This is a genomic window from Leucobacter manosquensis (assembly GCF_018304845.1).
In the GTDB taxonomy this organism is placed as follows: Bacteria; Actinomycetota; Actinomycetes; order Actinomycetales; family Microbacteriaceae; genus Leucobacter; species Leucobacter alluvii.
The window spans coordinates 2,989,419-3,012,087 of record NZ_JAFEVO010000001.1; the positions used below are offsets into that span (position 1 = coordinate 2,989,419).

The 22,669-nt window shown below is 65.8% G+C and carries 26 protein-coding genes; 15 read left to right on the forward strand and 11 right to left on the reverse strand.

Annotated elements, in window-relative coordinates:
- Window position 1: 1 nt before the first annotated feature.
- From JSQ98_RS13905 to JSQ98_RS13920, 4 genes are all read left to right on the forward strand, one after another.
- On the forward strand, window positions 2-1,462 hold the full coding sequence (locus JSQ98_RS13905; RefSeq protein ID WP_211650205.1) for a DEAD/DEAH box helicase: 1,461 nt from the start codon (window positions 2-4) through the stop codon (window positions 1,460-1,462).
- A gap of 243 nt (window positions 1,463-1,705) precedes the next feature.
- Complete coding sequence (locus JSQ98_RS13910) at window positions 1,706-3,796, forward strand: acyl-CoA dehydrogenase family protein (protein WP_200329912.1); 2,091 nt, start codon at window positions 1,706-1,708, stop codon at window positions 3,794-3,796.
- Window positions 3,797-3,873: 77 nt separating this feature from the next.
- On the forward strand, window positions 3,874-4,851 hold the full coding sequence (gene pip / locus JSQ98_RS13915) for a prolyl aminopeptidase (RefSeq protein WP_211650207.1): 978 nt from the start codon (window positions 3,874-3,876) through the stop codon (window positions 4,849-4,851).
- A 9-nt stretch (window positions 4,852-4,860) separates the two neighbouring features.
- On the forward strand, window positions 4,861-5,778 hold the full coding sequence (locus JSQ98_RS13920) for a glutaminase (RefSeq protein WP_200329907.1): 918 nt from the start codon (window positions 4,861-4,863) through the stop codon (window positions 5,776-5,778).
- A gap of 144 nt (window positions 5,779-5,922) precedes the next feature.
- Here JSQ98_RS13920 and JSQ98_RS13925 read toward each other — a convergent pair whose 3' ends face one another.
- On the reverse strand, window positions 5,923-6,126 hold the full coding sequence (locus tag JSQ98_RS13925; protein ID WP_200329903.1) for a hypothetical protein: 204 nt from the start codon (window positions 6,124-6,126) through the stop codon (window positions 5,923-5,925).
- Window positions 6,127-6,375: 249 nt separating this feature from the next.
- The gene (locus tag JSQ98_RS15460) at window positions 6,376-6,903 is read right to left on the reverse strand and encodes a tyrosine-type recombinase/integrase (protein ID WP_211650554.1); all 528 of its coding nucleotides are present in this window, start codon (window positions 6,901-6,903) and stop codon (window positions 6,376-6,378) included.
- Here JSQ98_RS15460 and JSQ98_RS13935 point away from each other — a divergent pair.
- Window positions 6,831-7,406 carry a hypothetical protein gene (locus tag JSQ98_RS13935; protein ID WP_211650209.1) on the forward strand — a complete coding sequence of 192 codons (576 nt, stop codon included), beginning with the start codon at window positions 6,831-6,833 and terminating at the stop codon, window positions 7,404-7,406. The two genes, JSQ98_RS15460 and JSQ98_RS13935, sit on opposite strands and share 73 nt — an antisense overlap.
- 51 nt (window positions 7,407-7,457) lie before the next feature.
- Here the strand turns inward: JSQ98_RS13935 and JSQ98_RS13940 are convergent, their stop codons facing one another.
- From JSQ98_RS13940 to JSQ98_RS13950, 3 genes are all read right to left on the reverse strand, one after another.
- The gene (locus tag JSQ98_RS13940) at window positions 7,458-8,018 is read right to left on the reverse strand and encodes a hypothetical protein (protein WP_211650211.1); all 561 of its coding nucleotides are present in this window, start codon (window positions 8,016-8,018) and stop codon (window positions 7,458-7,460) included.
- Between the two features lie 17 nt (window positions 8,019-8,035).
- On the reverse strand, window positions 8,036-8,662 hold the full coding sequence (locus tag JSQ98_RS13945) for a DUF2510 domain-containing protein (RefSeq protein ID WP_211650212.1): 627 nt from the start codon (window positions 8,660-8,662) through the stop codon (window positions 8,036-8,038).
- A 188-nt stretch (window positions 8,663-8,850) separates the two neighbouring features.
- On the reverse strand, window positions 8,851-9,141 hold the full coding sequence (locus tag JSQ98_RS13950) for a hypothetical protein (RefSeq protein WP_211650213.1): 291 nt from the start codon (window positions 9,139-9,141) through the stop codon (window positions 8,851-8,853).
- Between the two features lie 83 nt (window positions 9,142-9,224).
- On the opposite strand from JSQ98_RS13950, the gene JSQ98_RS13955 reads away from it, so the two are divergent.
- Window positions 9,225-10,625: an RNA/DNA-binding domain-containing protein gene (locus JSQ98_RS13955; protein WP_211650214.1), complete on the forward strand. Its 1,401-nt coding sequence runs from the start codon at window positions 9,225-9,227 to the stop codon at window positions 10,623-10,625.
- Between the two features lie 181 nt (window positions 10,626-10,806).
- Here the strand turns inward: JSQ98_RS13955 and JSQ98_RS13960 are convergent, their stop codons facing one another.
- Window positions 10,807-11,088 (reverse strand): helix-turn-helix domain-containing protein, encoded by a 282-nt coding sequence (locus tag JSQ98_RS13960; RefSeq protein ID WP_211650215.1) that lies wholly within the window; start codon window positions 11,086-11,088, stop codon window positions 10,807-10,809.
- 18 nt (window positions 11,089-11,106) lie between these two features.
- Here JSQ98_RS13960 and JSQ98_RS13965 point away from each other — a divergent pair, with 18 nt between their 5' ends.
- Both JSQ98_RS13965 and ypfJ read left to right on the forward strand, forming a co-directional pair.
- Entirely contained in the window at window positions 11,107-11,295 is a 189-nt protein-coding gene (locus tag JSQ98_RS13965; RefSeq protein ID WP_211650216.1) for a helix-turn-helix transcriptional regulator, read from the forward strand.
- Between the two features lie 448 nt (window positions 11,296-11,743).
- Window positions 11,744-12,634 (forward strand): KPN_02809 family neutral zinc metallopeptidase, encoded by an 891-nt coding sequence (gene ypfJ, locus JSQ98_RS13970; RefSeq protein ID WP_090146985.1) that lies wholly within the window; start codon window positions 11,744-11,746, stop codon window positions 12,632-12,634.
- Between the two features lie 11 nt (window positions 12,635-12,645).
- Here ypfJ and JSQ98_RS13975 read toward each other — a convergent pair whose 3' ends face one another.
- Genes JSQ98_RS13975 through JSQ98_RS13985 form a run of 3 tightly spaced genes read right to left on the reverse strand, consistent with a single transcriptional unit; the run spans window position 12,646 to window position 14,706 of the window.
- Window positions 12,646-13,539 (reverse strand): LysR substrate-binding domain-containing protein, encoded by an 894-nt coding sequence (locus tag JSQ98_RS13975; protein WP_211650217.1) that lies wholly within the window; start codon window positions 13,537-13,539, stop codon window positions 12,646-12,648.
- On the reverse strand, window positions 13,536-13,934 hold the full coding sequence (locus JSQ98_RS13980; protein WP_211650219.1) for an MGMT family protein: 399 nt from the start codon (window positions 13,932-13,934) through the stop codon (window positions 13,536-13,538). The genes JSQ98_RS13975 and JSQ98_RS13980 overlap by 4 nt, the downstream gene beginning before the upstream one ends.
- A gap of 52 nt (window positions 13,935-13,986) precedes the next feature.
- Window positions 13,987-14,706: a VIT1/CCC1 transporter family protein gene (locus JSQ98_RS13985; RefSeq protein ID WP_200329897.1), complete on the reverse strand. Its 720-nt coding sequence runs from the start codon at window positions 14,704-14,706 to the stop codon at window positions 13,987-13,989.
- Between the two features lie 203 nt (window positions 14,707-14,909).
- Here JSQ98_RS13985 and JSQ98_RS13990 point away from each other — a divergent pair, with 203 nt between their 5' ends.
- The 3 genes from JSQ98_RS13990 (at window position 14,910) to JSQ98_RS14000 (ending at window position 16,725) form a co-directional block, all read left to right on the forward strand.
- A complete protein-coding gene (locus JSQ98_RS13990; protein WP_090147460.1) occupies window positions 14,910-15,395 on the forward strand; it encodes an SRPBCC family protein in 486 nt (161 codons plus the stop codon).
- A gap of 39 nt (window positions 15,396-15,434) precedes the next feature.
- Window positions 15,435-15,893 carry an ASCH domain-containing protein gene (locus tag JSQ98_RS13995; RefSeq protein WP_211650220.1) on the forward strand — a complete coding sequence of 153 codons (459 nt, stop codon included), beginning with the start codon at window positions 15,435-15,437 and terminating at the stop codon, window positions 15,891-15,893.
- A 199-nt stretch (window positions 15,894-16,092) separates the two neighbouring features.
- The gene (locus JSQ98_RS14000) at window positions 16,093-16,725 is read left to right on the forward strand and encodes a maleylpyruvate isomerase family mycothiol-dependent enzyme (protein WP_211650221.1); all 633 of its coding nucleotides are present in this window, start codon (window positions 16,093-16,095) and stop codon (window positions 16,723-16,725) included.
- 16 nt (window positions 16,726-16,741) lie between these two features.
- On the opposite strand, the gene JSQ98_RS14005 is transcribed toward JSQ98_RS14000, so the two are convergent.
- Window positions 16,742-17,059 carry a hypothetical protein gene (locus tag JSQ98_RS14005; RefSeq protein WP_090146996.1) on the reverse strand — a complete coding sequence of 106 codons (318 nt, stop codon included), beginning with the start codon at window positions 17,057-17,059 and terminating at the stop codon, window positions 16,742-16,744.
- A 140-nt stretch (window positions 17,060-17,199) separates the two neighbouring features.
- On the opposite strand from JSQ98_RS14005, the gene JSQ98_RS14010 reads away from it, so the two are divergent.
- Together JSQ98_RS14010 and JSQ98_RS14015 are read left to right on the forward strand one after the other, a co-directional pair.
- Window positions 17,200-18,261, forward strand: a complete 1,062-nt coding sequence (locus JSQ98_RS14010) for an ECF transporter S component (protein WP_211650222.1) — start codon at window positions 17,200-17,202, stop codon at window positions 18,259-18,261.
- A gap of 521 nt (window positions 18,262-18,782) precedes the next feature.
- Window positions 18,783-19,232: a hypothetical protein gene (locus tag JSQ98_RS14015; protein WP_211650223.1), complete on the forward strand. Its 450-nt coding sequence runs from the start codon at window positions 18,783-18,785 to the stop codon at window positions 19,230-19,232.
- Between the two features lie 25 nt (window positions 19,233-19,257).
- On the opposite strand, the gene JSQ98_RS14020 is transcribed toward JSQ98_RS14015, so the two are convergent.
- On the reverse strand, window positions 19,258-20,307 hold the full coding sequence (locus tag JSQ98_RS14020) for an LLM class flavin-dependent oxidoreductase (RefSeq protein ID WP_211650224.1): 1,050 nt from the start codon (window positions 20,305-20,307) through the stop codon (window positions 19,258-19,260).
- Window positions 20,308-20,478: 171 nt separating this feature from the next.
- On the opposite strand from JSQ98_RS14020, the gene JSQ98_RS14025 reads away from it, so the two are divergent.
- Entirely contained in the window at window positions 20,479-21,264 is a 786-nt protein-coding gene (locus JSQ98_RS14025) for an ABC transporter ATP-binding protein (protein ID WP_336661311.1), read from the forward strand.
- A complete protein-coding gene (locus JSQ98_RS14030; protein WP_090147000.1) occupies window positions 21,261-22,667 on the forward strand; it encodes an ABC transporter permease in 1,407 nt (468 codons plus the stop codon). The genes JSQ98_RS14025 and JSQ98_RS14030 overlap by 4 nt, the downstream gene beginning before the upstream one ends.
- The last annotated feature ends 2 nt before the right edge of the window (window positions 22,668-22,669 follow it).

Here is a 22,669-nt window from a genome sequence, read left to right on the forward strand (position 1 = left end):
CATGGCGCAGAAGCGACGCGGCGGCTTCAAGCCGCCCGCCAACTACGATCCCAACCGGAAACCGAAGGGAGCCGGCGGGCATCGTGGACGCCGGACCGAGCCTGGAGTCGCACCCGTGGAGCGCGCCAAGCGAGCCGAGAAGGACGCGCCCGCGCCGACGAAGGAGCGCGCAGCGTCGTCGCCCGCTCAGCCCAGGCGTGCGGTTCCGGCGCAACGTCTTGACGCTCGACGCACCACAGCAGCCGACGTGGCCGGTCTCGCCTTCGGTGATCTCGGGCTCGGCGGCAATCTCGTCCGGGTCCTCGGCGAGCTCGGGGCGGATCGGCCGTTTCCCATTCAGGCGGCGACGATTCCCGACGCGATCGACGGTCATGACGTGCTCGGCCGTGCCCGAACCGGGTCGGGCAAGACGATCGCCTTCGGCGCTGCTCTGGTCGAGCGTCTTCTGCGGCTGAAAGCTCAGGGCGCCTTCGCGTCGGACCCGAAGCCGTCCGCGGCGAAGAAGCAGCGCGGCGTGCGCGACACGCGTCTCGCCACCAGAAAGCCGAAGGCGCTGATCCTCGCCCCGACGCGCGAGCTCGCGCTCCAGATCGATCGCACGGTGCAGCCGCTCGCGCGTTCCGTTGGCTTCTACACCGCTCAGCTCGTCGGCGGCGTGCCGGTGGACCCGCAGATCCACGCGCTGCAGCGCGGCGTCGACATCGTGATCGGAACCCCGGGTCGGGTGGAGGATCTCGTCACCCGCCGGCGTCTCGACCTGCGGGAGGTGCTCGTCTCGGTCATCGATGAGGCGGACCACATGTGCGACCTCGGCTTCCTGGAGCCCGTGCAGCGCGTTCTGCGTCAGACGGCTCGCGGCGGTCAGCGGCTGCTGTTCTCGGCCACCCTCGACGCCTCGGTGTCGGCGCTCGTCGCCGAGTTCCTCGACGATCCCGCCGTCCATGAAGCCGAGGAGGCGGCGGCGATGCCGGTGGAGCACCGGGTGTTCGTGGTGCGACGGGCGCACAAGGACGAGGTCATCACCGAACTCGCGTCGGCGCCCGGTCGCACCATCGTCTTCTGCCGCACTCGCGCGTACGCAGAGCAGGTCGCTGACATGCTCTCCACGGCCGGGCTCAAGGTGACCGCGCTCCACGGCAACCTGAGCCAAGCGCGCCGAGAGCTCAACCTCGCGAAGTTCACGTCGGGCAAGGCGTCCGTGCTCGTCGCCACCGATGTCGCCGCGAGAGGGCTCCACGTCGACGACGTCGATCTGGTGGTGCAGGCCGATCCGCCCGAGGACGCGAAAGTCTATCTGCACCGTGCGGGTCGCACCGCGCGCGCGGGCAAGACGGGGAGCGTCGTGCTCGTGATTCCCCCGACGCGCCAGGCGCGCACGAGAGAGATGCTCGACGAGGTGGATGTCGGGGCGTCGTTCTTCGGAGAGGTGGAGCCGGGGTTCGGAAAGCGGTTCCTGCGCTGACCGCTCGTTCGCGTCGCGCTGCCCTGCATCACGCCGGACTGCGCTCATCGGCGATTGACGATATTGCCAGCTGAGTTCCGTTGAGTTTGGAGGGTGTGCACAAGGGTGGCGGGGCCGTGGCCCGTCTCAGTTTGTGCGTGCGACCCGCTCCGCTTGGCAGTCTCAGAGGTCAACTTTAGGCTGACAGCATCAACGGGGCTCGCCAAGCAGGGCCGTCCCGCCTGTCATCTCGAAGGAGTTCCGATGGCCGAACGCAGCTCGTCGTCCCACCCCCGAATCGACACCGCAGCCGTGAGCGACGCGCTGCTCGGCAAATGGAAGACGGAACGACTGGAGTCGCGCAAGCTCGCAGCCGATCCGAGGCTGCACACTGTTCCCGGGCAGTCGATGGACGACCATCGTGAACGAGCCCTCGAGCAGCTGAGCATTCTCGTCGAGGCCGGAGCCATCCAGCGCGCGTTCCCCACCGCCGTCGGCGGGAGCGATAACCACGGGGGCAACATCGCTGCATTCCAGGAGCTCGTGCTCGCGGATCCTTCGCTGCAGATCAAGAGCGGCGTGCAATGGGGGCTCTTCGGCGCTGCGATCCTGCATCTCGGCACCGCCAAGCATCACGAGCAGTGGCTCCCCGACGTCATCAATCTGCAGACCCCTGGCGCGTTCGCGATGACCGAGATCGGCCACGGATCCGATGTCGCTTCGATCGGCACGACCGCGACCTACGATGCCACGACGGAGGAGTTCGAGATCCACACGCCGTTCGCGGGCGCGTGGAAGGACTACCTCGGCAACGCGGCGCTGCACGGACGGGCAGCGGTGGTCTTCGCCCAGCTCATCACCCGCGGGGTGAATCACGGCGTGCACGCATTCTACGTGCCGATCCGCACCCCCGACGGGGAGATGCTGCCCGGCGTCGGCAGCGAGGACGACGGGGTCAAGGGCGGGCTGAACGGGATCGACAACGGCCGCCTGCACTTCACCCACGTGCGCGTGCCGCGCGAGAACCTCCTCAACCGGTACGGCGATGTCGCGCCGGACGGCACCTACTCGTCCGAGATCGAGAGCCCGGGGCGTCGCTTCTTCACGATGATCGGCACGCTCGTGCAGGGCCGCGTCTCGCTCGACGGGTCGGCCGTTCGCGCGATGCAGGCGGCTCTCGGCATCGCCATCCGCTACGGCAGCGAGCGACGGCAGTTCCCCGGCGCCTCCGGGCGTGAGACGGTGCTGCTCGACTACGGTCTGCACCAACGGCGCCTGATTCCTCGCCTCGCGCAGACGTACGCGATGCAGTTCGCTGACGAGCGCCTCCTGACCGTCTTCGACGAGGTCTTCTCAGGAGCGAAAGACACGGATGAGAATCGCGAGGACCTCGAGACGCTCGCGGCTGCGTTCAAGCCGCTGTCGACCTGGGCCGCACTCGATACACTGCAAGAGGCGCGCGAGGCTTGCGGCGGCGCCGGCTTCATCGCGAAGAACCGCATCGTCGGTCTCCGCGCCGATCTCGACATCTACGTGACATTCGAGGGCGACAACAACGTGCTGCTGCAACTGGTCGGCAAGCGATTGCTCAGCGACTACGCCGCCCAGTTCAAGAATGCCGACCGTGCGACGCTCACCCGCGCTGCCGTGAATCAGATCGGTGATCGCGTGAGCCGGTTCGGGCTGCGCCGAGTCGGGCAGAGCATCGCGGATTTCGGGCAGATCGCCCGCTCGATCGAGAGCATGCGGTCGCCGGAAGCGCAGCGAGAGCTGCTCGCTGATCGGGTGCAGACGATGGTCGGCGACATCGCGCTCGCTCTGCGCGACGCGACGAAGGGCATTCCGAAGGAAGACGGCCGAGCCCGAGCCGTCGCCAGCGAGAACGCCTTCAACGCGCAGCAGTACAAGCTCATCGAGGCGGCGCGCGCCCACGGTGAGCTGCTGCAGTGGGAGGCCTTCACCGACGCGCTCGAGAAGATCGCCGACGCGGGATCTCGACAGGTGCTGACATGGCTGCGAGATCTGTTCGGTCTCGGGATCATCGAGCGCAACGCCGCCTGGTACCTCACGGCCGGGCGTATCTCTCCCCACCGCGCAGAATCCGTCACGGCCTACGTGGATCGGCTCATCAGTCGACTGCGCCCGCATGCGCTCGACCTCGTCGAGCCGTTCGGCCTCACCCCCGAACTGCTGCGCGCGGAGATCGCGACGGGGATCGAAGCGGAGCGGCAGCAGGAGGCGCACGACTACGTCGAGGCGCAGCGCGCCGCCGGGACGTGGCCGGTGCACGAGAAGGAGCTGCGGAAGCAGCGGCAGGCCGCCGAGCGCGAGAGCCGGCAGGCGAAAGCCAGCTGACCGAGGCGCCGGAACCCACTGGAGTCGGGGTGCCGGATGCGACTTCGAGCGCGACCGTTGCTCGTTAGGGTGGGGGTATGACCGAATCGCTGCGCGAACTGTACCCGACCATCGAGCCCTACGCTCACGGCATGCTCGATGTCGGGGACGGGCACTCCGTGTACTGGGAGACCTGCGGGAATCCGGATGGCAAGCCGGTCGTCTTCCTGCACGGAGGGCCCGGCGGAGGGTGCGCTCCGGATCATCGCCGGTACTTCGATCCGGAACGCTATCGGATCGTGCTGTTCGACCAGCGCGGGTGCGGCCGCAGCGTGCCGCACGCGAGCGCGCCCGACGCCGATCTCTCATCGAACACCACCTGGCATCTCGTCGCCGACATCGAACGGCTGCGGGAGTCGCTCGACATCGAGCAGTGGCAGGTATTCGGCGGATCCTGGGGCTCGACGCTCGCGCTCGCCTACGCCCAGACCCACGCGGAGCGGGTGACCGAACTCGTGCTGCGCGGCATCTTCACGCTGCGGACGAGCGAAATCCGTTGGTTCTACCAGGACGGCGCGTCGCATCTCTTCCCCGACGTGTGGGAGGAGTACCTCTCGGTGATCCCTGAGGCGGAGCGCGGTGATCTGGTTGCGGCATACCACCGGCGCCTGTTCGACGAGGACCCTGCGGTGCACGTGCCGGCCGGCCTCGCCTGGACCGTGTGGGAGAACTCGACCATCCGGCTCATCCCCGATCTCGCTGGCATCGCGAAGGTGCGCGAGGACGCGGCCAGTGCCGTCGCCTTCGCGCGGATCGAGAACCACTACTTCTCGAACGCCGGGTGGCTCGATGAGGGGCAGCTGATCCGAGACGCCGCAGCGAGGCTCGCGCGCATCCCGGGTGTGATCGTGCAGGGCCGCTACGACGCGTGCACCCCGCCGGAGACAGCCTGGGATCTCCACCGCGCGTGGCCCGAAGCGCGGTTCGAGATGATTCCCGACGCGGGTCATGCCGCGAGCGAGCCGGGCATCATCGACGCGCTCGTGCGCGCCACCGATCGCTTCGCCACGGCCTGAGTGACGCCGATGACGATCGATCTCCAAGAACTCGTCGAGGATGTGCACGAGGCCGTCCGACCGCTCATCGGCTCGGGCAGCGTCGCCGACTACATCCCCCGTCTCGCCGCGGTGAACCCCGATCACTTCGGCATCTCCGTGATGATGACCGATGGCACCCAGGTCTCGTCGGGCGATGCCGACGTCGAGTTCTCCATCCAGAGCATCTCGAAGGTCTTCTCGCTCGCGCTGGTGATGGCGGGAGACGGCGACGAGATCTGGCAGCGGGTGGACCGCGAGCCCTCCGGCGCGGCATTCAACTCGTTGGCGCAGCTCGAGTACAAGCGCGGTATTCCGCGCAACCCCTTCATGAACGCGGGCGCTCTCGTCGTCGCCGATCACCTGCTGTCACTGACGCCGGACGCGGAGGATCCCGTGCTCGATTTCGTGCGCACGGAATCGGGCAACCCCGACATCTCGATCGACGCGCTCACGGCCGCGTCCGAACTCGCGCACGCCGATCGCAACTCCTCGATCTCGCACCTGCTGCGGAGCTTCGGCAACCTGATCAACGATGTGGACGCGGTGCTCGACCGGTACGTGCGACAGTGCTCGATCGCGATGAGCTGCACGGACCTCGCTGCGGCTGGGGCGTTCCTCGCTCGACGCGGCGAGAGCGCCGATGGCCGTCACCTGCTCAGCGGGAATCAGACGAAGCGCGTGAACGCCGTCATGCTCACCTCGGGGTTCTACGACGCTGCAGGCGAGTTCGCCTATCGCGTCGGCCTTCCCGGGAAATCGGGCGTCGGCGGCGGCATTCTCGCCATCGTTCCCGATGTGTGCTCGATCTGCGTGTGGGGGCCCGGACTCGACTCCTCCGGCAACTCGCTCATCGGGATGGCGGCGCTCGACGAGCTCACGTCGCGCACCGGCTGGTCGATCTTCTAGGTCGCGGCCTGGAGCGACGCGAGCGCGGGGTCGCTTTGGGAGCGTGCCGACCGGGCGTTGCCCCGCGACACGCTCCCGAAATGACCCCGCTCATCGGGTATCGACCGGCCTGTTCCGCGCGATTCTGAGCAAGCCCTCATCGCACTACTCGCCGGTAAGACGTCGGCGCAGCTCACCGGCGGTCACGATGTCGTTCTCCATCGCTCGCACATCCGCCTCCGAAACCGAAGGGTCGTGCTTCGCGCGGTCGATGCGCCGAAAGCTCTCCTCGATTTCAGCGTCGAGCCCCGAGGTCACCGATTGCTGTATCGCCTGAGGGAGGCGTCGGAAGTGTGCGTTGTCGGACATGATTCCCAGGTTAGGGGGAGTGCGCGTGCACACGCTCCCGCTTGCTTCGTCGCGTCCGTTCGAGTAAGCGAGGAGGCGGTGCGGCGCTCGCTCCTGCACCAGGGGGACACAGCTCGTCCGAATCCTCACTAGTATCGGCTACACACCACGATCGGTACTCTCGCGCGAAACGCGCTCGGGAACAGTCCCTCGCATCTCCAGGAGCAGCCTTGACGTTCAACGACAACGTCGAGAATGGGCCGCGATCCTTTACGCTGTGGTGATCTCGGGGTCCGCGGTCCGCATGGAGTCCGCAGCAGCAGCGAGAGCGGTCCGTGCGATTGCCCCGACGGCAGCACGGGTCTTGTCTTCGGCTGTCGGCCAGAGGTGGCTGTACGTGTTCAGGGTCGTCGTCGCCTTCGCGTGCCCGAGCGCCTGCTGCACCGTCACGACGTCGCAGCCGTTCGCAATGAGACCCGAGGCATAGAAGTGCCGGAGGTCGTGCAGGCGCACGCCGTCGACACTGGCCGCGGTGCGTGCCTTGGCCCACCAGTAGCCGACCTGTCCGCGGGTGGGCGGCTCGCCGGGCTTGCCGGGGAAGAGGTATCCAAGTTCTCCGAAAGTACCGATTTCGGAAATGACGAAGCCCCGGCAGTGTTGCTCGGGGCTTGGGTTGTGTAGGCGTTGTGCCCGGTGGGTGCGTGAGGCGTCCGTGTTGCGTTCTGGTGCTGCTGATGCTTGGCACGCTCGGCGTGCATCGTGCGGCGTGTGAAGCTGTTGTCGCGGTAGTCTCCGAATGCTGCGATGTCGCTGATGAGTCCGCGGTCGTGGAGTTGTTCGGCGAGTGCAAGCACGCGAACGGAGGCACGGTCGGGTATGCGTCTGGCTATGCGGTTGGCGGCACGATTGGGCTCGCTGCGGGCGGCATAGTGCCGGGTATCGGTGGCGGTATCGCGTCGGGCACTGTGTTTGGTCAGGGGACGACGACTTCTGATTCGGTTCTGGTGCGCCTGTCGAAGGGTGAGGAAGTGATTCGCGCTTCCGAAGCGTCGAAGCATCGTGCGCTGTTGAAGCAGATCAATGCGGGGCAGTTCTCTGAGGGGATGACACGGGGCAGCTTCGCGCCTTCGATCGCCGCTCAGACGACAGTCATCGAGCGCGTCCATACGGAGACGCCGACGGAGCTCACTCTTGTTGACACCAAGGGTGCCCTGATCGGCACGATGCAAGTAGTGGCGAATCGGGAGATCGACGAGTACTCGAACCAAATGGCAAAAGAACGGCGACGAGCCGGGTTCTAACGATGAGTGCCCCTCCCCGGCTATGGCCGGGGAGGGGCACTATTTGTGTTTTCAGAAGAATGAACGAAAACGTTCCGTGGCCTCGGGGTCGAGGGCAAGCTGCATGAGGAGCTGTTGTCGTTTCTCTATCGCAAGCTGTAACTCAACATTTGTATCAACACTTGAGAGAATCTTCTTGCTTACGAGTTCTGTTAGAGGAGCACCTATCGCCTGTCTAAAGTTGAAACCGAGAAGCTGCAGAACGTTCACGGTCTCGGCCGAGAGAAGGCCCTTCACCCCCTCGAACTGCTTCTCGGTAGCTTCGTCCATTCCACCGGAGCTTTCGATCAGCTGCTCGATCTTGGGTACCACTGTCTTGGTTACGTAATCGACATCCCCGGGGGAGAGCCTCTGGGCAACCAGTTCGGCTTCGTAAGCTTGGGCAATCCTGGCTACTTCTGCCTTATCTGCAATAAGCTGCGTGACCAGTTCTTCAAGGCCTGAAATCGTTTCTTCGGAGCGACCCGAGGCTTTATAACCGCGAATTTTGTCAGAGACGAATGTCGCGCCGTTGCGAGCCATTAACTCCGCTAGTCGAAGTCCCAGGCCAGCAACTTCTTCAGAGACTTCCATGATGTCCTCTCCTATAGTTACGGCGCGCCGAGGCCGTAAGTGTATTCGCCAGTTTCCCAATTCATCGTGGAGTTGTACGTGTAGCCGTTCAGGGTCCCGTCGCCATTGTCGACGTTGGCAGCAAAGCACTTGAAGACGGTAGTACTTTGGTCGAGATCGTCGGTCGAGCCGCCCCCCGTAGGGCTGCAGCTTACCGAGAGGATGGGGCCGGTGAGTATGCCGTCGGCCACGTGCCCCTCTGCCATTACTTTCACGGATTCTTCGATGCCCGTCACGCTGTCTTGCCGCATCGCCCGTAGCGCATCATCCACTTTCTCCTGCGCCGCGGCTTCCTCTGCCTCGGCTTTCTCCGCCGCTGCTACGCGCTCAGCTTCGCGCTCCTGTGCGCGTTCCTCGATTAACGCGAGGCGTTCTTCTTCCTTCTGGTCAGTGATGCTCTTCCAAACGAGACCGCCGGTAGTGCCGAGGACAACAATTGCGCCGACGATCGACAAGATCAGAATGGAACGCTTCGAGAGCCGCCTACGCTTCTTCGCCGGCTGAACATCGGGTGCGGGAATATCGAGCCACTGCGAGCCATCCCAGTACTTCTTGGTAGCGGGATCTTCGGGGCTGGGGTACCAACCAGCGGGAGGCATAGTCATGGAACGAGACTGACATCATCTGAGCTTTCCGCATAGATGAAAGCCGGGGTGAAATACGCGGTTCACCTCTTTCCGTGCCTTGTTGCCGCTACTTCTACTCTTCGGTAGATTCGGTGGTGCTACGCGTCAACGACTGTCAGAGCCCTCTGTGGTGTCCTTCGGGATGTCGCAGGGGGCTTTTCCTGTTTCTAGGGCATGTTGTGGAGTGGTCCGCCGCCGTTGGGTGGTCCGGAGTTCTTCGCGACGGCCGCATTAACCTTTGCGAGGTCGTAGAGCACTGAGTTATCGGCTTGCTCGAGTGTGGGGTAGATCCCGGTCATGCGTTGGTTGGCGGGGTTCATGTGCCATTTCATGACGAGGAAGCGTGCGGTGCCGTACATGTCGGTGACGCGGTGGATGATCGCGGTGGGATGCTCGGTGGCTTCCCGCATCACCGCCCACGTGTCGGCGTCCAGACGTATCGGTGCCGGCTTTCCCATCGCTCCTCCATTCGAAAGTATGTTCGAATAAGGGTAGAACATTCTCCACCGGTGCGCCCACCGGTGGATGTAGGTTGTTGGCTATGTCTGTGATATCCATCAGTGAAGAAGACGCTGTTGCTTTGACCGAACGTGACGAATCTCAGTTCTGGGATCACAAGAGCAAGTCGAGCAATGGTGCCGTGATCCAGAAAATTGCTGTCGCTTTGGCGAATGCAGAGGGTGGCGAATTTATTGTCGGCATTGAGGACGCCGAATCTGGCAATGGGATCGACAGGTGGGAAGGGTTTGAGCGCCAAGAGGATGCAAACTTCATAGCCGAAGCGCTGATCCGTGATGTGGACCCACCGGTGGCGTATGAGATTGACGTTCTGGAAATCGAGGGGCTCGAAGACCTCGGCCTCGCGATGCTCGTGCGGATAGAGAAGTCGATTCACGTTCATTTCACATCTGGCAAGAAATGCTTCGTGCGGGGCATTGCATCTTCCGAGCCGATCACTGGCCAGCAAGTCACTGACTTGCAATTGGCAAAGGGGTCGAAGAGTTATGAGGACCAACTGCTCTCCGAATACCATCTCGAGGAGCTGGAGACTGAAGCTGAACTGGGTCACCTGCTCAGTACTCTTTCGCCGTCAACCGGCCCTGCTGAATTCCTGAGGCGTGAACGTTTGGTGGACCGTGCGTCTGGAGCGGCTCGAGTTGCTGGGGCAGTTCTGTTCGCTGAGAACCCTTCGGCCATCATCCCGCGCAGATGTGGAATCAAGATCTCGCGTTACGGGACCACCGGTGAGCCGCGGCGAGAGAATCTGTCAGGCTCGCCAGTTTCGGTCGAAGGGCCGGCCAGAGCGATGATCGAGGAAGCCCTTAGACAAACGGTAACCATCCTCAACGGCGTCATGGTCCTGCAGCCAGACGGTTCACTCGCCCCAATGTCCTATCCACCCGAGACCCTTAAAGAGATTCTGGTCAATGCCGTTATTCACCGGGACTACAACATGCCGGATGATGTGCAGGTGATGATCTTTGACAATCGAGTCGAGATCAAAAGCCCGGGAGGCTTGCCGGGGAGGATGACGCTCGAACTGCTTTTTGTTGAACGCGCTTCTCGTAACTCAAAGATCCTCCGGCTGCTGAATAAGTACCCCAGCCCTCTGAATCAAGACATCGGCGAAGGCTTACGGACTGCTCGCGAGAAGATGCTCGAAGCGCGGTTAAAGGAACCGACGTTTGAGGTGCAGGGCAACTACTTCATCGTCACGCTGCCTCACGAGCGTCTCGCGAGACCCGAGGAAATCGTTCTCGAGTATCTCCAATCCAATGAGGAGATCACCAACAGGATTGGCCGTGATCTTACTGGCATCAGGTCGGAGAACTCGATGAAGGAAGTCTTCTATCATCTGCGAGATGTGGGACGCCTCGAACTTGTGCCGAATAAACGTGGAAACAAGGCGGCGTGGAGGCTTACCGAGAACCAGACTAAATAGAGCTTTCGTGCGGTGGCGCCTGAAAGTTCCGTGCGGCACCGGTGCGTGGCCCGTGCCCTGTCAGTTAAGTCTCACCGGTGGTAAGCGAGCAAACGCGCATGCGGGTCGCTACCCCATGGCAGCCACTCGGGGAGCGCTGACAGTATCCGCGCCGTCCCGAACTCGGTACCGACATCGGCATCTAGTGGATTGTCTTTGAGTCAATGAACTCTTGCAGCGCCCGGATCGGGATACGGTACTTCGCGCGTGAGCCGCCAAGGTCCACAACCCGGGGAAGTGACCCGTCCTTGATTCGAGCCAGCACGTAGTCCTCCGAGACATCGAGGAGTCTCGCCGCTGACTTCACGGAGTACTGGCGAAGCGGGGATTCGGGTTCGACGGAAGGCAGCTTCGGTTGCTTGAGTAGGGTAGCTACTTCCTCACGAACGAGCTTCCGGATTGCGGCGGTGATGTTGTCTTCCATGTCTTCGATACTGGACTGATGACCGAATGGATGACTCCCGATGAGCTCGCGGAATTGACAGGCCTATCGCAGAAGACCCTCGCGAACCTCCGCTCCGAATATCGCAGGTTCCCTTTCTACCGGATCGAGGGTTCACGCGCACCGCTCTATAAGCGGGAAGAGATCGATGCGATCATCGAAGCATCGCGAATCGAGGTGCGGCCGTGAGGGGGCGCGGTGATTGCATCCCCTTTAAGGAGGGTGCTATGACCGAAACATATGAATCTTGCAGGCGGACCGCAGCACGAGCTTTGGGGAAAGCGGTGGTTCGCATCATGAACTCGGAACCGCGCGAAGCTGCTGAGGTCGCGTGGAAGCCGGGTGGGCCTTCCGTAGATGAGCTCGAGGTGATGGTGCGCGAGTTCCAGGCGAAGCACGGGGTCCACCGGTAGGAGGCTCATCCCAGCCACTCCGCGCGGTGGTTGGCAAAACGGCATGCGAGACATGTCGCGTTTGAAACGCGGGATGAGAAGGGGAGCGTTTGAATCGCGACCCCCAGTCCGCAAGGAGTCCGCAAAAGTTCCAATTCCTCACTATCATCAGCTATCAAGCGCTATCGGAACTTCCGCGTATTATCAATGCTCACTATCAATCCCGAACATGCACAGGAGCAGCCTTGACGTTCAACGACAACGTGCGCATCGACAACAGCAAGGTGCGAAAGCGCAGCGGTGCGCGCACCGGTGGCATGGTGGCAGGTGGCGGCATCGGCATCGCGCTCCTGCTCGCGCTCGGCTCGCAGCTGCTCGGGTTCGATCTCACGCCGTTCGCCCCGGCGGTGCAGCAGGCGATCGGAGCCGGCACCACCTCCGAGCAGTCGGAAGCCGTGCTCGACGCCTGCAAGAGCGGCGTCGACGCGAATTCCGATGACGAGTGCCGCATGAATGCCACGGCGGACTCTCTCGATCGCTACTGGGCGAATGAGGTCGGCAACTATCGGTCGCCAGGACCGGTGATCCTGTTCGACGGGCAGACGCAATCCGAGTGCGGGGCCGCCTCAGCATCGACGGGCCCCTTCTACTGCCCGGCGGATGAGACCATCTACATCGACGTCGCCTTCTTCGACACCCTCTCGAACGAATACGGAGCGTCAGAGGGGTCGCTCGCGCAGATGTACGTGCTGGCGCATGAGTGGGGGCACCACGTCTCGAACCTCATCGGTTCGCTGCAGGGCGCCGGCCGCGAGACGGGCCCAACGTCTGGTTCGGTGCGCCTCGAACTGCAGGCCGATTGCTTCGCGGGGGCCTGGGTGCAGGCCGCGTCGACCGTCACCGATGATCAGGGCGTCACCTACCTCAAGCCGGTGACGCAGCAGCAGATCGACGACGCGATGAGCGCCGCCGCTGCGGTGGGGGACGACCACATCATGGAGGCCGCAGGCGTCGAGGTGAACCCCGAGCGATTCAGCCACGGCACCTCGGAGCAGCGGCAGCGCTGGTTCATGACGGGTTACGAGCAAGGGCCGACGGCCTGCGGCACCTTCGACGTCAGCGCGGCCGACCTGTAGCGAACGCCGGATCAGCGGCGCTTGCGCCGCTTGGCCTGCCGAGCCTCTGCCTTCTTGCGCTCCGCCTTCTCCTTCGCTGCCTGCAACTGCGCGCCGCGGGAGTTCGGCTTGAGCTTGGGTGCCTGCTTCTTCGGCTGTGCGTGCACTCGGGGGGCTCTGGCGGTGCTCTTCGCCTCTTCCTGGGCCGACTCCCGCGAGCTGTTGGCTGTGCGGCCCCGGAGGATGCCCGCGAGGTGCTGCACCGTCGCGTCGTCCCGGTCCACGTTCCACACCGCCCAGATGACGGGACCGTCGAGCGGACGCTCACCCGGCTCCGGGCGGACCGGGAGCACCGTGTGCTCGCGCTTGTTGATCAGGTGCCGTGCGAGCGGCACGGGCAGGAGCACGGCGCCGGCGCCGGTGGCGACGAGGGAGAGCGCAGCGCGCGGGCCCCTCGGCATCCATTCAGGATCCCCCCACGGCTGCGGCGCAGGCCATGCCGGGAAATGGTCGGGGTGATCGAGCAGTGTGACGAACGCGATCTCGGCAAGACTCACCGATTCCTGCTCCGCGAGCTCGTGGTCAGCGGGCACGACGAGTGCCAGCGACTCTGCGTAGAGCCGGATGGCGCGACGAGGGCTCTCATCGCCCTCGGAGTCCGCCGGTCTGCCATCGGGCGCGGTGCGCTCGATGAGCACGTCGCACGCGGCGGCCGAGGAGGCCGTCTCCTGGTTGCGCGCTGCGAGCGGCGAGCCGAACGCGACCTCCAGCGGCACCAGTTCGAGCTTGCGTCCGGGCGTCGCCGCCTTCCAGCGTCGCGCCCACTTGCTCGGGGCGATGCCGCGGGCGAACCCGAGGCGGAGCGGCCTCGGCGCGGATTCGGCGCCGGTCGGTGAATCGGATTCGTTCGCGGTCGTGTCGCTCACAGCGCCACCTCTCCGTAGATCTCGTGCGTATAGGGGAGGCGAGCCGCCGATAGCGCGATTCGGTACTCCCCGGAGCGTGCGGCGCGGTGCGCGACCTCCGCGCTCGCCGCAGCCGCTGCGGTACCGGCGCGCGGCGCTCCGGTCACGCGGATCGGGGTGCCCTCGTCGACATAGTGCGGGAGCGCGAGCACCGCGTGACCCTGCGGCGGGTTGCCGCTCGCGGGCACGACGCGCCACCAGGGCGATCCGTGGCCGTAGAGCGCCATGACTCGGCCGACGGCGCGCGGCGCTTCGGAACCGACCGCGATTCCGACATCGCCGTACGTCATGACGCGACCGGGCGGGATGCGCGCGACGACGTCGAGCACCGCTTCGACGAATTCGGCGCTGGGCATGCCTCAAGCCTACGCGCTCGAGCGTGAGTGCGAGGCTGTTCGCCGTGCCTCGCTAGGCGACCGAGACGCCGAGCAACGAGCCGATCGTGTAAGTCGCGGCGACGGCGATGCCGCCGAAGAGCAGCTGGCGGGCAGCGCCCATCAGCCAGTTGCGCTTCGTGAAGCGAGCCGCGAGTCCGCCTGCGATGAGCAATCCGACGCCGCCGAAGGCGAGTCCGAACCCGAGCGTGCCGAACCCGAAGATGAACGGGAGGATCGGGATCAGCGCCCCCACGCCGAACGCCACCAGTGACGAGAACGCCGCGACCCACGGCGACGGCTGCTCCTCCGGGCTGACGCCCAGCTCGGAGAGCAGATGCACGCGCACGGCCTGATCGGCGTTCGCGTGGACCTGCTCCGCAGCGGTCTCCGCGATCCTCGGCTCGACGCCCAGGTTCTCGAGCAGCGCCGTGAGCTCGGCCATCTCCCCCTCGGGGTTGCGCAGGTGCGCTTCTCGTTCGATCCGTACCTCGGCGTCGAGCTGCTCGTTGGCGGTGCGCACCGAGGTGTATTCGCCGAGGGCCATCGAGACCGCGCCGGCGATCAGGCCCGAGATGCCGGTGATCGCGACGATCCCGGGTGCGGCGCCCGCCGCGGCGATGCCCGCGATGAGGCCCAGGTTCGACACGAGGCCGTCCATGGCTCCGAAGACGCTCGCTCGCAGCCAACCCGCGCCGATGTCGGCGTGGCGGTGGTCGTAATCGTGCGGGTTCGCGATGTTGTAATCGCTCATGTGTGCTCCCAGTGTTGCGGTGCGCGGTGGCGCACGAGCAGCAACCGTAGCAACTTTCTGGCGATCGGGAGAAGCCGGGATCAGACCTCGAAACAGGGTGTGTCGGGAGTTCGATGGGGCGAACTTTCTCGGCTGGTGCCGCCGCGGCTTAGGCTGTGCGTGCGGGATGCTCGATTCCGCGCACGATGAGCCTGGAGGCCGACATGACCGAAGCAAGCGGACGCGTCGTCGCAACCGAACGCGGACGAGACCTGATCCTGGTGCGTTCGCTGTCGCTCAGCGACACCGAGGCTTGGGCCCACCTCACCGAATCCGAGCTGACGGAGACCTGGTTCGGTCCGTGGGAGGGTGATCGTCGGGTTGGCGGCACGGTGCGCGTGCGCATGCGGTTCGAAGATCACGAGCCCGAGATCACGATGAAGGTGCTCGCGTGCGAGGCTCCGCGCTTTCTCGCGCTCCTGTCCGATGAGGAGGTCGGTGCGTGGCGGCTCGAGCTGCACCTCGAGGCCGACGGAGACGACTGCTTGCTGACCTTCGTGCACCACCTCACCCCCGACGACGAGGTCGGCGAGATCGGGCCAGGGTGGGAGTACTACCTCGACCTGCTCGTCGCGTCCACCGAGGGCACCGAGCGCCCGGGATTCGACCAGTACTACCCCGAACTGCGGGAGGCCTACCTGGCGATGTGATTCGCGCGGGACCGGGCAGTTCGAGATAGATTGCACAGCATGAGTGTGGATGCTGCAGTCGTTCGGTTCTGGGAGGAACGCCGCGCCGAGGACCCCGCCTTGCCGGAGGATTTCCCAGAGGTCTGGGCGTTCGGGGCGATCCCGGAGCACGCCGACCAGCTGCTCGAACTCGTGCTCGCCGGAACGAAGACGGGCACAGCCTCGTCGCTCTGGGACTATGAAGCGAGCGGCGATCCGGTGCCGGCGGTCGGTGACTTCAGCATCATCCTCGACGGGTCCGGGGCGCCGCGAGCAGTGCTCGAGACGACGCGGATCGAGACCGTACCGTTCTGCGATGTGACCGCCGAGCACGCCCGCTCCGAAGGGGAAGGGGATCGCACGCTCGCCGACTGGCGCGACACCCACGAGCGCTACTGGCGCCGTTATTCCGAGAATGAGCGCGGCTTCGAGCCCGACATGCCGGTGATCTGCGAGCGCTTCAGTGTGCGGTATCCGTGACGGCGACGGGGCGGCGGCGGCGCGTGCTCGCGAGGGCGCACGTTGTGCTCGGCTATGCGGAATGAAGGTGCCGAAACGCGCTTTCGGCGCTGGGCTCGCCGGCGCGGGCAGGCGGAGCGCCGTGCTGCGGGCTGCGCCGTGCCAGAATATGCTGCGGCGATCCTTCTGAGCGCGGCCGAAGAACCTCTGAAAGGCGCATATGCAACGCGAAGCGTATGAGAACCTCGTGCGAGCCGAGCGATCCAGATTGGAGCAGGTGCTCTGCGGGTTCACGGATGCCGAGTGGCAGGCGACATCCCTCTGCGACGGGTGGACGGTCGAGGAGGTCGTCGCCCACCTCACCGCGGCCGCGAGTACGGGAACCGCAGCGTGGCTGCTGAGCGTCGTGCGCGCCGGATTCGACGCTGCGAAGCACAACGACCGCATGATCGAGCGCTACCGCGGCTCGGATGCGGTGGGAACACTCGCCCGCTTCCGTGCGGCTGTGCCGAGCCGGATCACCCCGACCCGCGACTACGCGGCCTTTCTCGGGGAGGTCGTCGTACACAGCCAGGACATCGCGTTCCCGCTCGGGCTGGCGCTCGATCCCGATTCGCGCAGCGTGCTCGAGATCGCCCGCTTCTTCTCGACTCGGGATTTCGCGGTGAACAGCAAGAAGATGGTGCGCGGCCTGACGCTCGAAGCGAGCGACGCCGACTTCCGCTCGGGGCAGGGGCCGTCCGTGCACGGGCCGATCCTCTCGCTCGTCATGGTGATGGCGGGGCGGCGCGCGTTCCTCCCGCACCTGTCGGGGGACGGGGTCGGAGAGCTTGCGGGGCGCCTGAGCGTGTGAGGTCGAACGCGACGAGCTACCCGCGTCGCTCGCGATCGCGTTTCCGCGCAGCGTCCCAGCGGTCCCAGCGCGGCTCGTGGACGCCGTGCACGATGAGGTAGGCGCGGTTGCACGGTGCGCAGTAGCCGCGCGGGGCGATGTGCTCCGGCTTGCATCGGCGGTCGTAGTCGGCGAAGTCGATGCCGTCGTCGAGTACTTCGCCCACGCTGAGCCCGCAGAGCGTGAGCGGGCCGAGGTCGGGCGCTGCGATGTGATACGAGAATCCCGTGCGCGCCTTCACGGTGATGAAGCGGTCGCGGGGCATCGGCTTTCGATCCCACTCTTTCTTGCCCATGCGTGAGAGGCTACCGCGACAGCGCGTCTTCGTGAGATCCGCAGCCGACTTGTCGCAGCTCTCGTTCAGAGTATGATGAGGCCGTTCGATTCAGCCATATGCCGCGGCAGCCATATGCGCTGCGACAGTGGAGAGGGAAGATGACGAACCCCGACTCGTTCCCCCGTCGCGAGGCTGAGAACGGCGAGGCTGAGAACGGCGAGGCTGAGAACGGCGGGGCCGAGAGCTTCGACAGGATCGCTCGAGACCTCAGAGAGCTCCGTGAAGCGGCCGGCCCGGTTTCATTCGCGGAACTCGTGCGCCGGATCGCCGACCTTCGCATCGGGAGAGGGGTGTCCGCCGCAGCGGCCATTCCCGCTCGATCGACGGTCTACAACGCCTTCCAATCGGGGAGGAGCCGGATGGATCCGGCCCTGCTTCGAGACATCGTCCTCGCTCTCGGGCAGAGCGAAGAGGAAGCGGTGCAGTGGGTGCAGCGCACCCGGCACGCTCGGAGGATCGAGCGTGCATCCGTCGCCGAGCCGTCGGGCAGTGCTCCCCGCCCGGGATCGGATGCTCAGTCAGCACGCCGGCTCCCGGCGCTGCCCGTGCTGCTGCTGCTCCTCGGGCTCGTGGTGTGCAACCACGCCAGCCACTGGTTCCTCGCGGCGCCGCTCGACCTTCCCGTGTATCTGGACATGGTGGGCACCGCCGTAGCTTCGATCGCCCTCGGGCCGCGGTACGGCGTCGCCGTCGCGATCGCCACCGGACTCACGGGGCCGATGTTCGAGCCGGGCATCATGGCCTTCACGCTCGTCAACGTCACCGGAGCCCTGGTCTGGGGATATGGCGTGCGCCGCTTCCGGTTCGGGCACGACATTCTGGGCTTCTTCGTTCTCAGCCTGCTGGCGGCGACCGCGTGCAGCCTCGTCGCGACACCGATACTCGTGGCGATCCGAGGAGGCGCGTACGGCGCGATCGGTCGAATCTCGGAATCGCTCCAGGAGGCGGGGATGCCCTTCATCGCGGCGACCTTCACCTCGAATCTCTCGACGTCGATCCTCGACAAGCTGCTGACGGGTTTCATCGCCCTCGCGATCTTCGCAGTGATCCGCAGTCGAATGAGGCTCTCCGCGAAGCACATGCCGCTCATCGAACAGCTCGGGGCGCTGCGGGAAACGCCCGGTCGGACGGCACGCGTCTCGGTTTTCGCACAAACCTGAACAGCGAGCAGCCCCGAGAGGCGCCCAGACGAAACTACGGTCGAACCCATGGCCTTCATGTTCGCGCGCACCTTCTCGCTCACCCTCACCGCGCTGCTGCTGCTCGGCGCCACCGCTTGCGCCGGGAACGCGGAACCGCAATCGGAGGCGCACCTGGAATCTTCGGAAGCACCCTCCGGCTCCGAGGCTGGGACGGACGCATCCGAGACGGCGCCGACGACAGGCAGTCTGGCAGATGCGCAGGGTGGCATTCCCTGGCCGACGACCATGACGCTCCCGACTCCCGATGGCGTGAGTTTCGACCAGATCGAGAATCACTACGCCTGCGACGGAACGCTGCTCGCGGTCCTCGTGAGCAGTCCGGACGCAACGGAGCAGAGCACGCGCGACTATCTCGAGAGCATCCAAGATCTGTTCGCCGTTCCCGAGGATGTGAGGCAGGGGCACGGGCAGGATTCGATCCGAGACAGCGACACCGGAGGCATGAAAGCCGAGGGCAGATTCAGGATCACCCCAGCGCAATGGATGCGACCAAGATCGTGGGGTGGGAATCCCTCGACGCAGGCGGCTACCGCTTCCATCTCCAGGAGACTGCGAAGCCTGGGATTCCCGTGCACGTGGAGAACACCCCTGCTGAGAGCTGGAGCGATTTCCCGCACCCTGAGGCCGCAACGTTCGAGGACTGCGACGCGCGCGAGTCGTCGGGCTACCGCGACGGCGCCGGGTTCACACCGGCGTCCACGACGTGGACGCTCAAGGGCTCTCCGGTGATTCAGCCGGAGGTGCAGACGTGGATGGAGGGGCTCGCGTCAGAGGGGTGGGACGTCGAGGAGAATCCCGCCATGGAGGGCGCGGGGATGCCGGAAGCCGTTCTGACCTCGGACACGCACGCCCTTCACTACGCCATGAGCGGTGACTATCTCACACTGTTCGTGAGCGATCGGAGCCTCGACAAGTTTCTCGGGCTCTGAGGGGCGGAACCGCACCCGGGCGCACTCACATCGCGTCGCCCTGCACCGGTCCCTCCGTGTTCGGCTTCCACCCGAGCGCGGGCGCGACGTACTCGGCGAACGCCTGGAGCACGTGCAGGTTGTACTCGGGCCCCAGCTGGTTCGGAATCGTCAGCATGAGCGTGTCTGCCGACATGACGGCCTCGTCCGCCTTGAGCTGCTCGATGAGCCGGTCGGGGGCGTCGGCGTAGGTCTTGCCGAACGTCGACCGGAACCCGTCGATGATGCCGACCTGGTCCATGTTCTCGCGGGAGCGCAGCCCGAAGTACGCTTCGTCCTCGGCCGACACGATCGGGAAGACGCTGCGACTGACGGAGACGCGCGGGCTGCCGGTGTGACCCGCTTCACGGTACGCCTCCCGGTAGCGGTCGATCTGCTCCCGCTGCAAGACGTGGAACGGCTGACCGGTCGCTTCAGTGAGGAGGGTGGAACTCATGAGGTTCACGCCCTGCCGACCGACCTGCTCGGCGGAATCGCGCGATCCTGCGCCCCACCAGATGCGGTCGCGCAACCCGGGCGACCGGGGCTCGATGGCGAGCCGTCCCGGGGGAGCCATCTGCGGGTCGCTGTCGACGACGGCTTCGCCATCGATCGCGCGGAGGAACGTGTCGAACTTTTCTCGAGCGAGATCGGCGCCGCGCGGGTCGTCGGATCCGCCGTACCCGAAGGCTTCGTATCCGCGCAGTGCGGTCTCGGGGGAGCCGCGGCTGATGCCGATCGCGATGCGCTGATCGGCGAGCAGGTCGAGCGCGGCGAGTTCTTCGGCCAGGTAGAGGGGGTTCTCGTAGCGCATGTCGATGACGCCGGTGCCGACCTCGATGCGCTTCGTGCGGGCGGCCATCGCGGTGAGGAGCGGGATCGGCGAGGCCGCTTGCCGGGCGAAGTGGTGCACGCGAACGTACGCGCCGTTCACGCCGATCTCATCGGCGCCCTCGGCGAGTTCGACGGTCTGACGCAGCATGTCGCCCGCCGTGCGGACGCGTGAACCGGGAACGGGGCCGTAGTGCCCGAACGAGAGGAATCCGAATGCTTTCATGCCCGGTACAACCCCGGGCTCCCAACTATATTCCCTCGCATACACTTTCCGTTCGTGCGACGCCTCGCGCCCGAACGCCCGCTGGTACCGGCGGTGAACGGCACCGTAGACCCATCGATGTCGTACTTCGGCACGATCCGCACGAGCGCGCCCCGCTCGTACCTTCGGAGTATGCAGACAAGAACTGGCGGAAGAGAAATGGTCGCGCTCGTCGCCGACCTGGGCAAGTACTACGGCGATGGCGAGCAGCGGGTGCACGCGCTCGACGACGTCTCGATCGGCATCGCGCGCGGGCAGTTCACGGCGATCATGGGCCCGTCGGGGTCGGGGAAGTCGACGCTCATGCACGTGATGGCCGGCCTCGACACCCCGACGAGTGGGCGGGTGTGGCTCGGCAGCGACGAGATCACCGGGCTCGGCGATGCCGCACTGACCCGGCTGCGACGGCGCAGGATCGGCTTCGTGTTCCAGTCCTTCAACCTCGTGCCCACCCTCGACGTTCGCGGCAACATCCTCCTGCCGTTCCAGCTCGACGGAGTGAAGCCCGGCCGGGAGGAACTCGCCCGCATCGACGCGCTGCTCCACAGCCTCGGTCTCGCCGATCGCGTCACCCATCGACCGCACGAGCTCTCGGGCGGTCAGCAGCAGCGCGTCGCGATCGCTCGAGCTCTCGCCACGCAGCCCGACATCATCTTCGCGGATGAACCGACGGGCGCTCTCGACACGCGCACCGGGCGGGAAGTGCTCAGTCTGCTGCGATCGGCTGTCGAGCAGTCCGGGCAGAGCATCGCAATGGTGACGCACGATCCGATCGCGGCGAGCCACGCCGACCGGATCCTCTTCCTCGCCGACGGCCGCATCGTCGCCGACCGCGGCGCCATGTCGCCCGAGCAGATCTCCGAGACGATGCTGGGGCTCGAACGGGGGGCCGCAGCCGGCCTCGGTGAGCGCGCATGAGCGCGGTCGGGACTGCGACGGGACAGCTGCGCGAGCACGTCGCGACAATCGTGGTGGCGGCGCTCAGCACCCTCTTCGCCGTCACCCTGATCCTCGGCACCGGCATCCTCACCGCGGCGCTCGACCCGGCACTGATCGCAGAATCGGGGACCTTCCGGCTCGTGCTGCTGATGGTGAGCGTCATCTTCATCATCATCGCGCTCTACGTGGGCGCCATCGTGACCGCGAACACCTTCGCCACGGTGATCGCGGGTCGCACGCGCATCATTGCGCTCCTCCGGCTCGTCGGCGCCACGGCTCGCTCGGTTCGCTCGCGCGTCGCAGCCGAAGGCCTCATCATGGGAGCTCTCGGGGCCGTCGTCGGCTGGGGGCTCGCGGAGGCGCTCGCATTCGGAGTCACCAGGCTCGGACCGGCATGGGGGTGGCTGCCTGAAGGCCGTGAGTATCCGCTCTTCGATCCGCTCTCGTTCATCGCCGTCGCGGTCGTGGCGCTCACGACGTGGGCGGCCGCCTGGGTCGGATCGCGTCGGGTTGCAGCCGTCTCTCCGATCGCCGCGACCGGCGCGGTCGTGGAGCCCCGGCCCGAGGCGGCGCGCGGTCGCTCCGGGCGGTCGGTGTGGGCGGTCATCCTGATCGTCTCGGGCTGCGCATTGCTCGCCCTCGGCCTGGTGCTCGGGTTCCTCACCCCCCTCGGACTCTTCGTGGCCTTCCTCGGCGGCCTGGCCTCGTTCACGGGGATCGCGCTCGGCGCACACCTGATCATGCCTCCCGTGCTGCGTCTGGCCGGTCGCATCGTGGGGCGGGGGCCGACCGGCGCGCTGGCTGCCGCGAACGCGGTGCGCTACCCGGAACGGAGTGCGCGCTCGACGATCGGGCTCGTGATCGGGGTCACGCTCGTAACGCTCTTCGCTGTGGCGCTCGACAGCTACCGATCGATGACGCTGCTCGCGTTCGAGCTCGATCCAGCCATGGCCCGTGCACTGGACCAGACGCTCAGCATCACGACGGGCATCTTCACGGGTCTCGTCGGCTTCTCGGCCGTCATCGCGGCGGTCGGTCTCGTGAATACGCTCTCGTTGGGCGTTCTGCAGCGCACACGGGAGCTCGGGCTGCTGCGCACGCTCGGCTTCACGGGAGCGCAGGTTCGGCGCATGATCATCGCGGAGAGCGCGCAGATGACGATCGCGGCGCTCGGGTTGGGCCTCGTGCTCGGCATCGGATACGGCTGGGTGGCCGCTCAGTCACTCCTCGGGTCGCAGGTCGGGCTCGCCCCTCCCACGGTTCCGTGGCCCGTGCTGCTCGGCGTCGTCGTCTTCGGCGCAGTGCTCGCGGTGGGCGCGGCCGCAGTGCCGGCACGACGCGCGATCCGGCTCTCGCCCGTCGCTGCGCTCGCAGCGGATTGAGC

Excerpts from the sequence above, each read along its gene's own strand:
- JSQ98_RS13905 (WP_211650205.1), top strand. The coding sequence starts at position 2 with ATGGCGCAGAAGCGACGCGGCGGCTTCAAGCCGCCCGCCAACTACGAT.
- JSQ98_RS13910 (WP_200329912.1), top strand. The coding sequence starts at position 1,706 with ATGGCCGAACGCAGCTCGTCGTCCCACCCCCGAATCGACACCGCAGCC.
- pip (WP_211650207.1), top strand. The coding sequence starts at position 3,874 with ATGACCGAATCGCTGCGCGAACTGTACCCGACCATCGAGCCCTACGCT.
- JSQ98_RS13920 (WP_200329907.1), top strand. The coding sequence starts at position 4,861 with ATGACGATCGATCTCCAAGAACTCGTCGAGGATGTGCACGAGGCCGTC.
- JSQ98_RS13925 (WP_200329903.1), bottom strand. The coding sequence starts at position 6,126 with ATGTCCGACAACGCACACTTCCGACGCCTCCCTCAGGCGATACAGCAA.
- JSQ98_RS13940 (WP_211650211.1), bottom strand. The coding sequence starts at position 8,018 with ATGGAAGTCTCTGAAGAAGTTGCTGGCCTGGGACTTCGACTAGCGGAG.
- JSQ98_RS13945 (WP_211650212.1), bottom strand. The coding sequence starts at position 8,662 with ATGACTATGCCTCCCGCTGGTTGGTACCCCAGCCCCGAAGATCCCGCT.
- JSQ98_RS13950 (WP_211650213.1), bottom strand. The coding sequence starts at position 9,141 with ATGGGAAAGCCGGCACCGATACGTCTGGACGCCGACACGTGGGCGGTG.
- JSQ98_RS13955 (WP_211650214.1), top strand. The coding sequence starts at position 9,225 with ATGTCTGTGATATCCATCAGTGAAGAAGACGCTGTTGCTTTGACCGAA.
- JSQ98_RS13960 (WP_211650215.1), bottom strand. The coding sequence starts at position 11,088 with ATGGAAGACAACATCACCGCCGCAATCCGGAAGCTCGTTCGTGAGGAA.
- JSQ98_RS13965 (WP_211650216.1), top strand. The coding sequence starts at position 11,107 with ATGACCGAATGGATGACTCCCGATGAGCTCGCGGAATTGACAGGCCTA.
- JSQ98_RS13980 (WP_211650219.1), bottom strand. The coding sequence starts at position 13,934 with ATGCCCAGCGCCGAATTCGTCGAAGCGGTGCTCGACGTCGTCGCGCGC.
- JSQ98_RS13985 (WP_200329897.1), bottom strand. The coding sequence starts at position 14,706 with ATGAGCGATTACAACATCGCGAACCCGCACGATTACGACCACCGCCAC.
- JSQ98_RS13990 (WP_090147460.1), top strand. The coding sequence starts at position 14,910 with ATGACCGAAGCAAGCGGACGCGTCGTCGCAACCGAACGCGGACGAGAC.
- JSQ98_RS13995 (WP_211650220.1), top strand. The coding sequence starts at position 15,435 with ATGAGTGTGGATGCTGCAGTCGTTCGGTTCTGGGAGGAACGCCGCGCC.
- JSQ98_RS14000 (WP_211650221.1), top strand. The coding sequence starts at position 16,093 with ATGCAACGCGAAGCGTATGAGAACCTCGTGCGAGCCGAGCGATCCAGA.
- JSQ98_RS14005 (WP_090146996.1), bottom strand. The coding sequence starts at position 17,059 with ATGGGCAAGAAAGAGTGGGATCGAAAGCCGATGCCCCGCGACCGCTTC.
- JSQ98_RS14010 (WP_211650222.1), top strand. The coding sequence starts at position 17,200 with ATGACGAACCCCGACTCGTTCCCCCGTCGCGAGGCTGAGAACGGCGAG.
- JSQ98_RS14015 (WP_211650223.1), top strand. The coding sequence starts at position 18,783 with ATGGATGCGACCAAGATCGTGGGGTGGGAATCCCTCGACGCAGGCGGC.
- JSQ98_RS14020 (WP_211650224.1), bottom strand. The coding sequence starts at position 20,307 with ATGAAAGCATTCGGATTCCTCTCGTTCGGGCACTACGGCCCCGTTCCC.
- JSQ98_RS14025 (WP_336661311.1), top strand. The coding sequence starts at position 20,479 with ATGCAGACAAGAACTGGCGGAAGAGAAATGGTCGCGCTCGTCGCCGAC.
- JSQ98_RS14030 (WP_090147000.1), top strand. The coding sequence starts at position 21,261 with ATGAGCGCGGTCGGGACTGCGACGGGACAGCTGCGCGAGCACGTCGCG.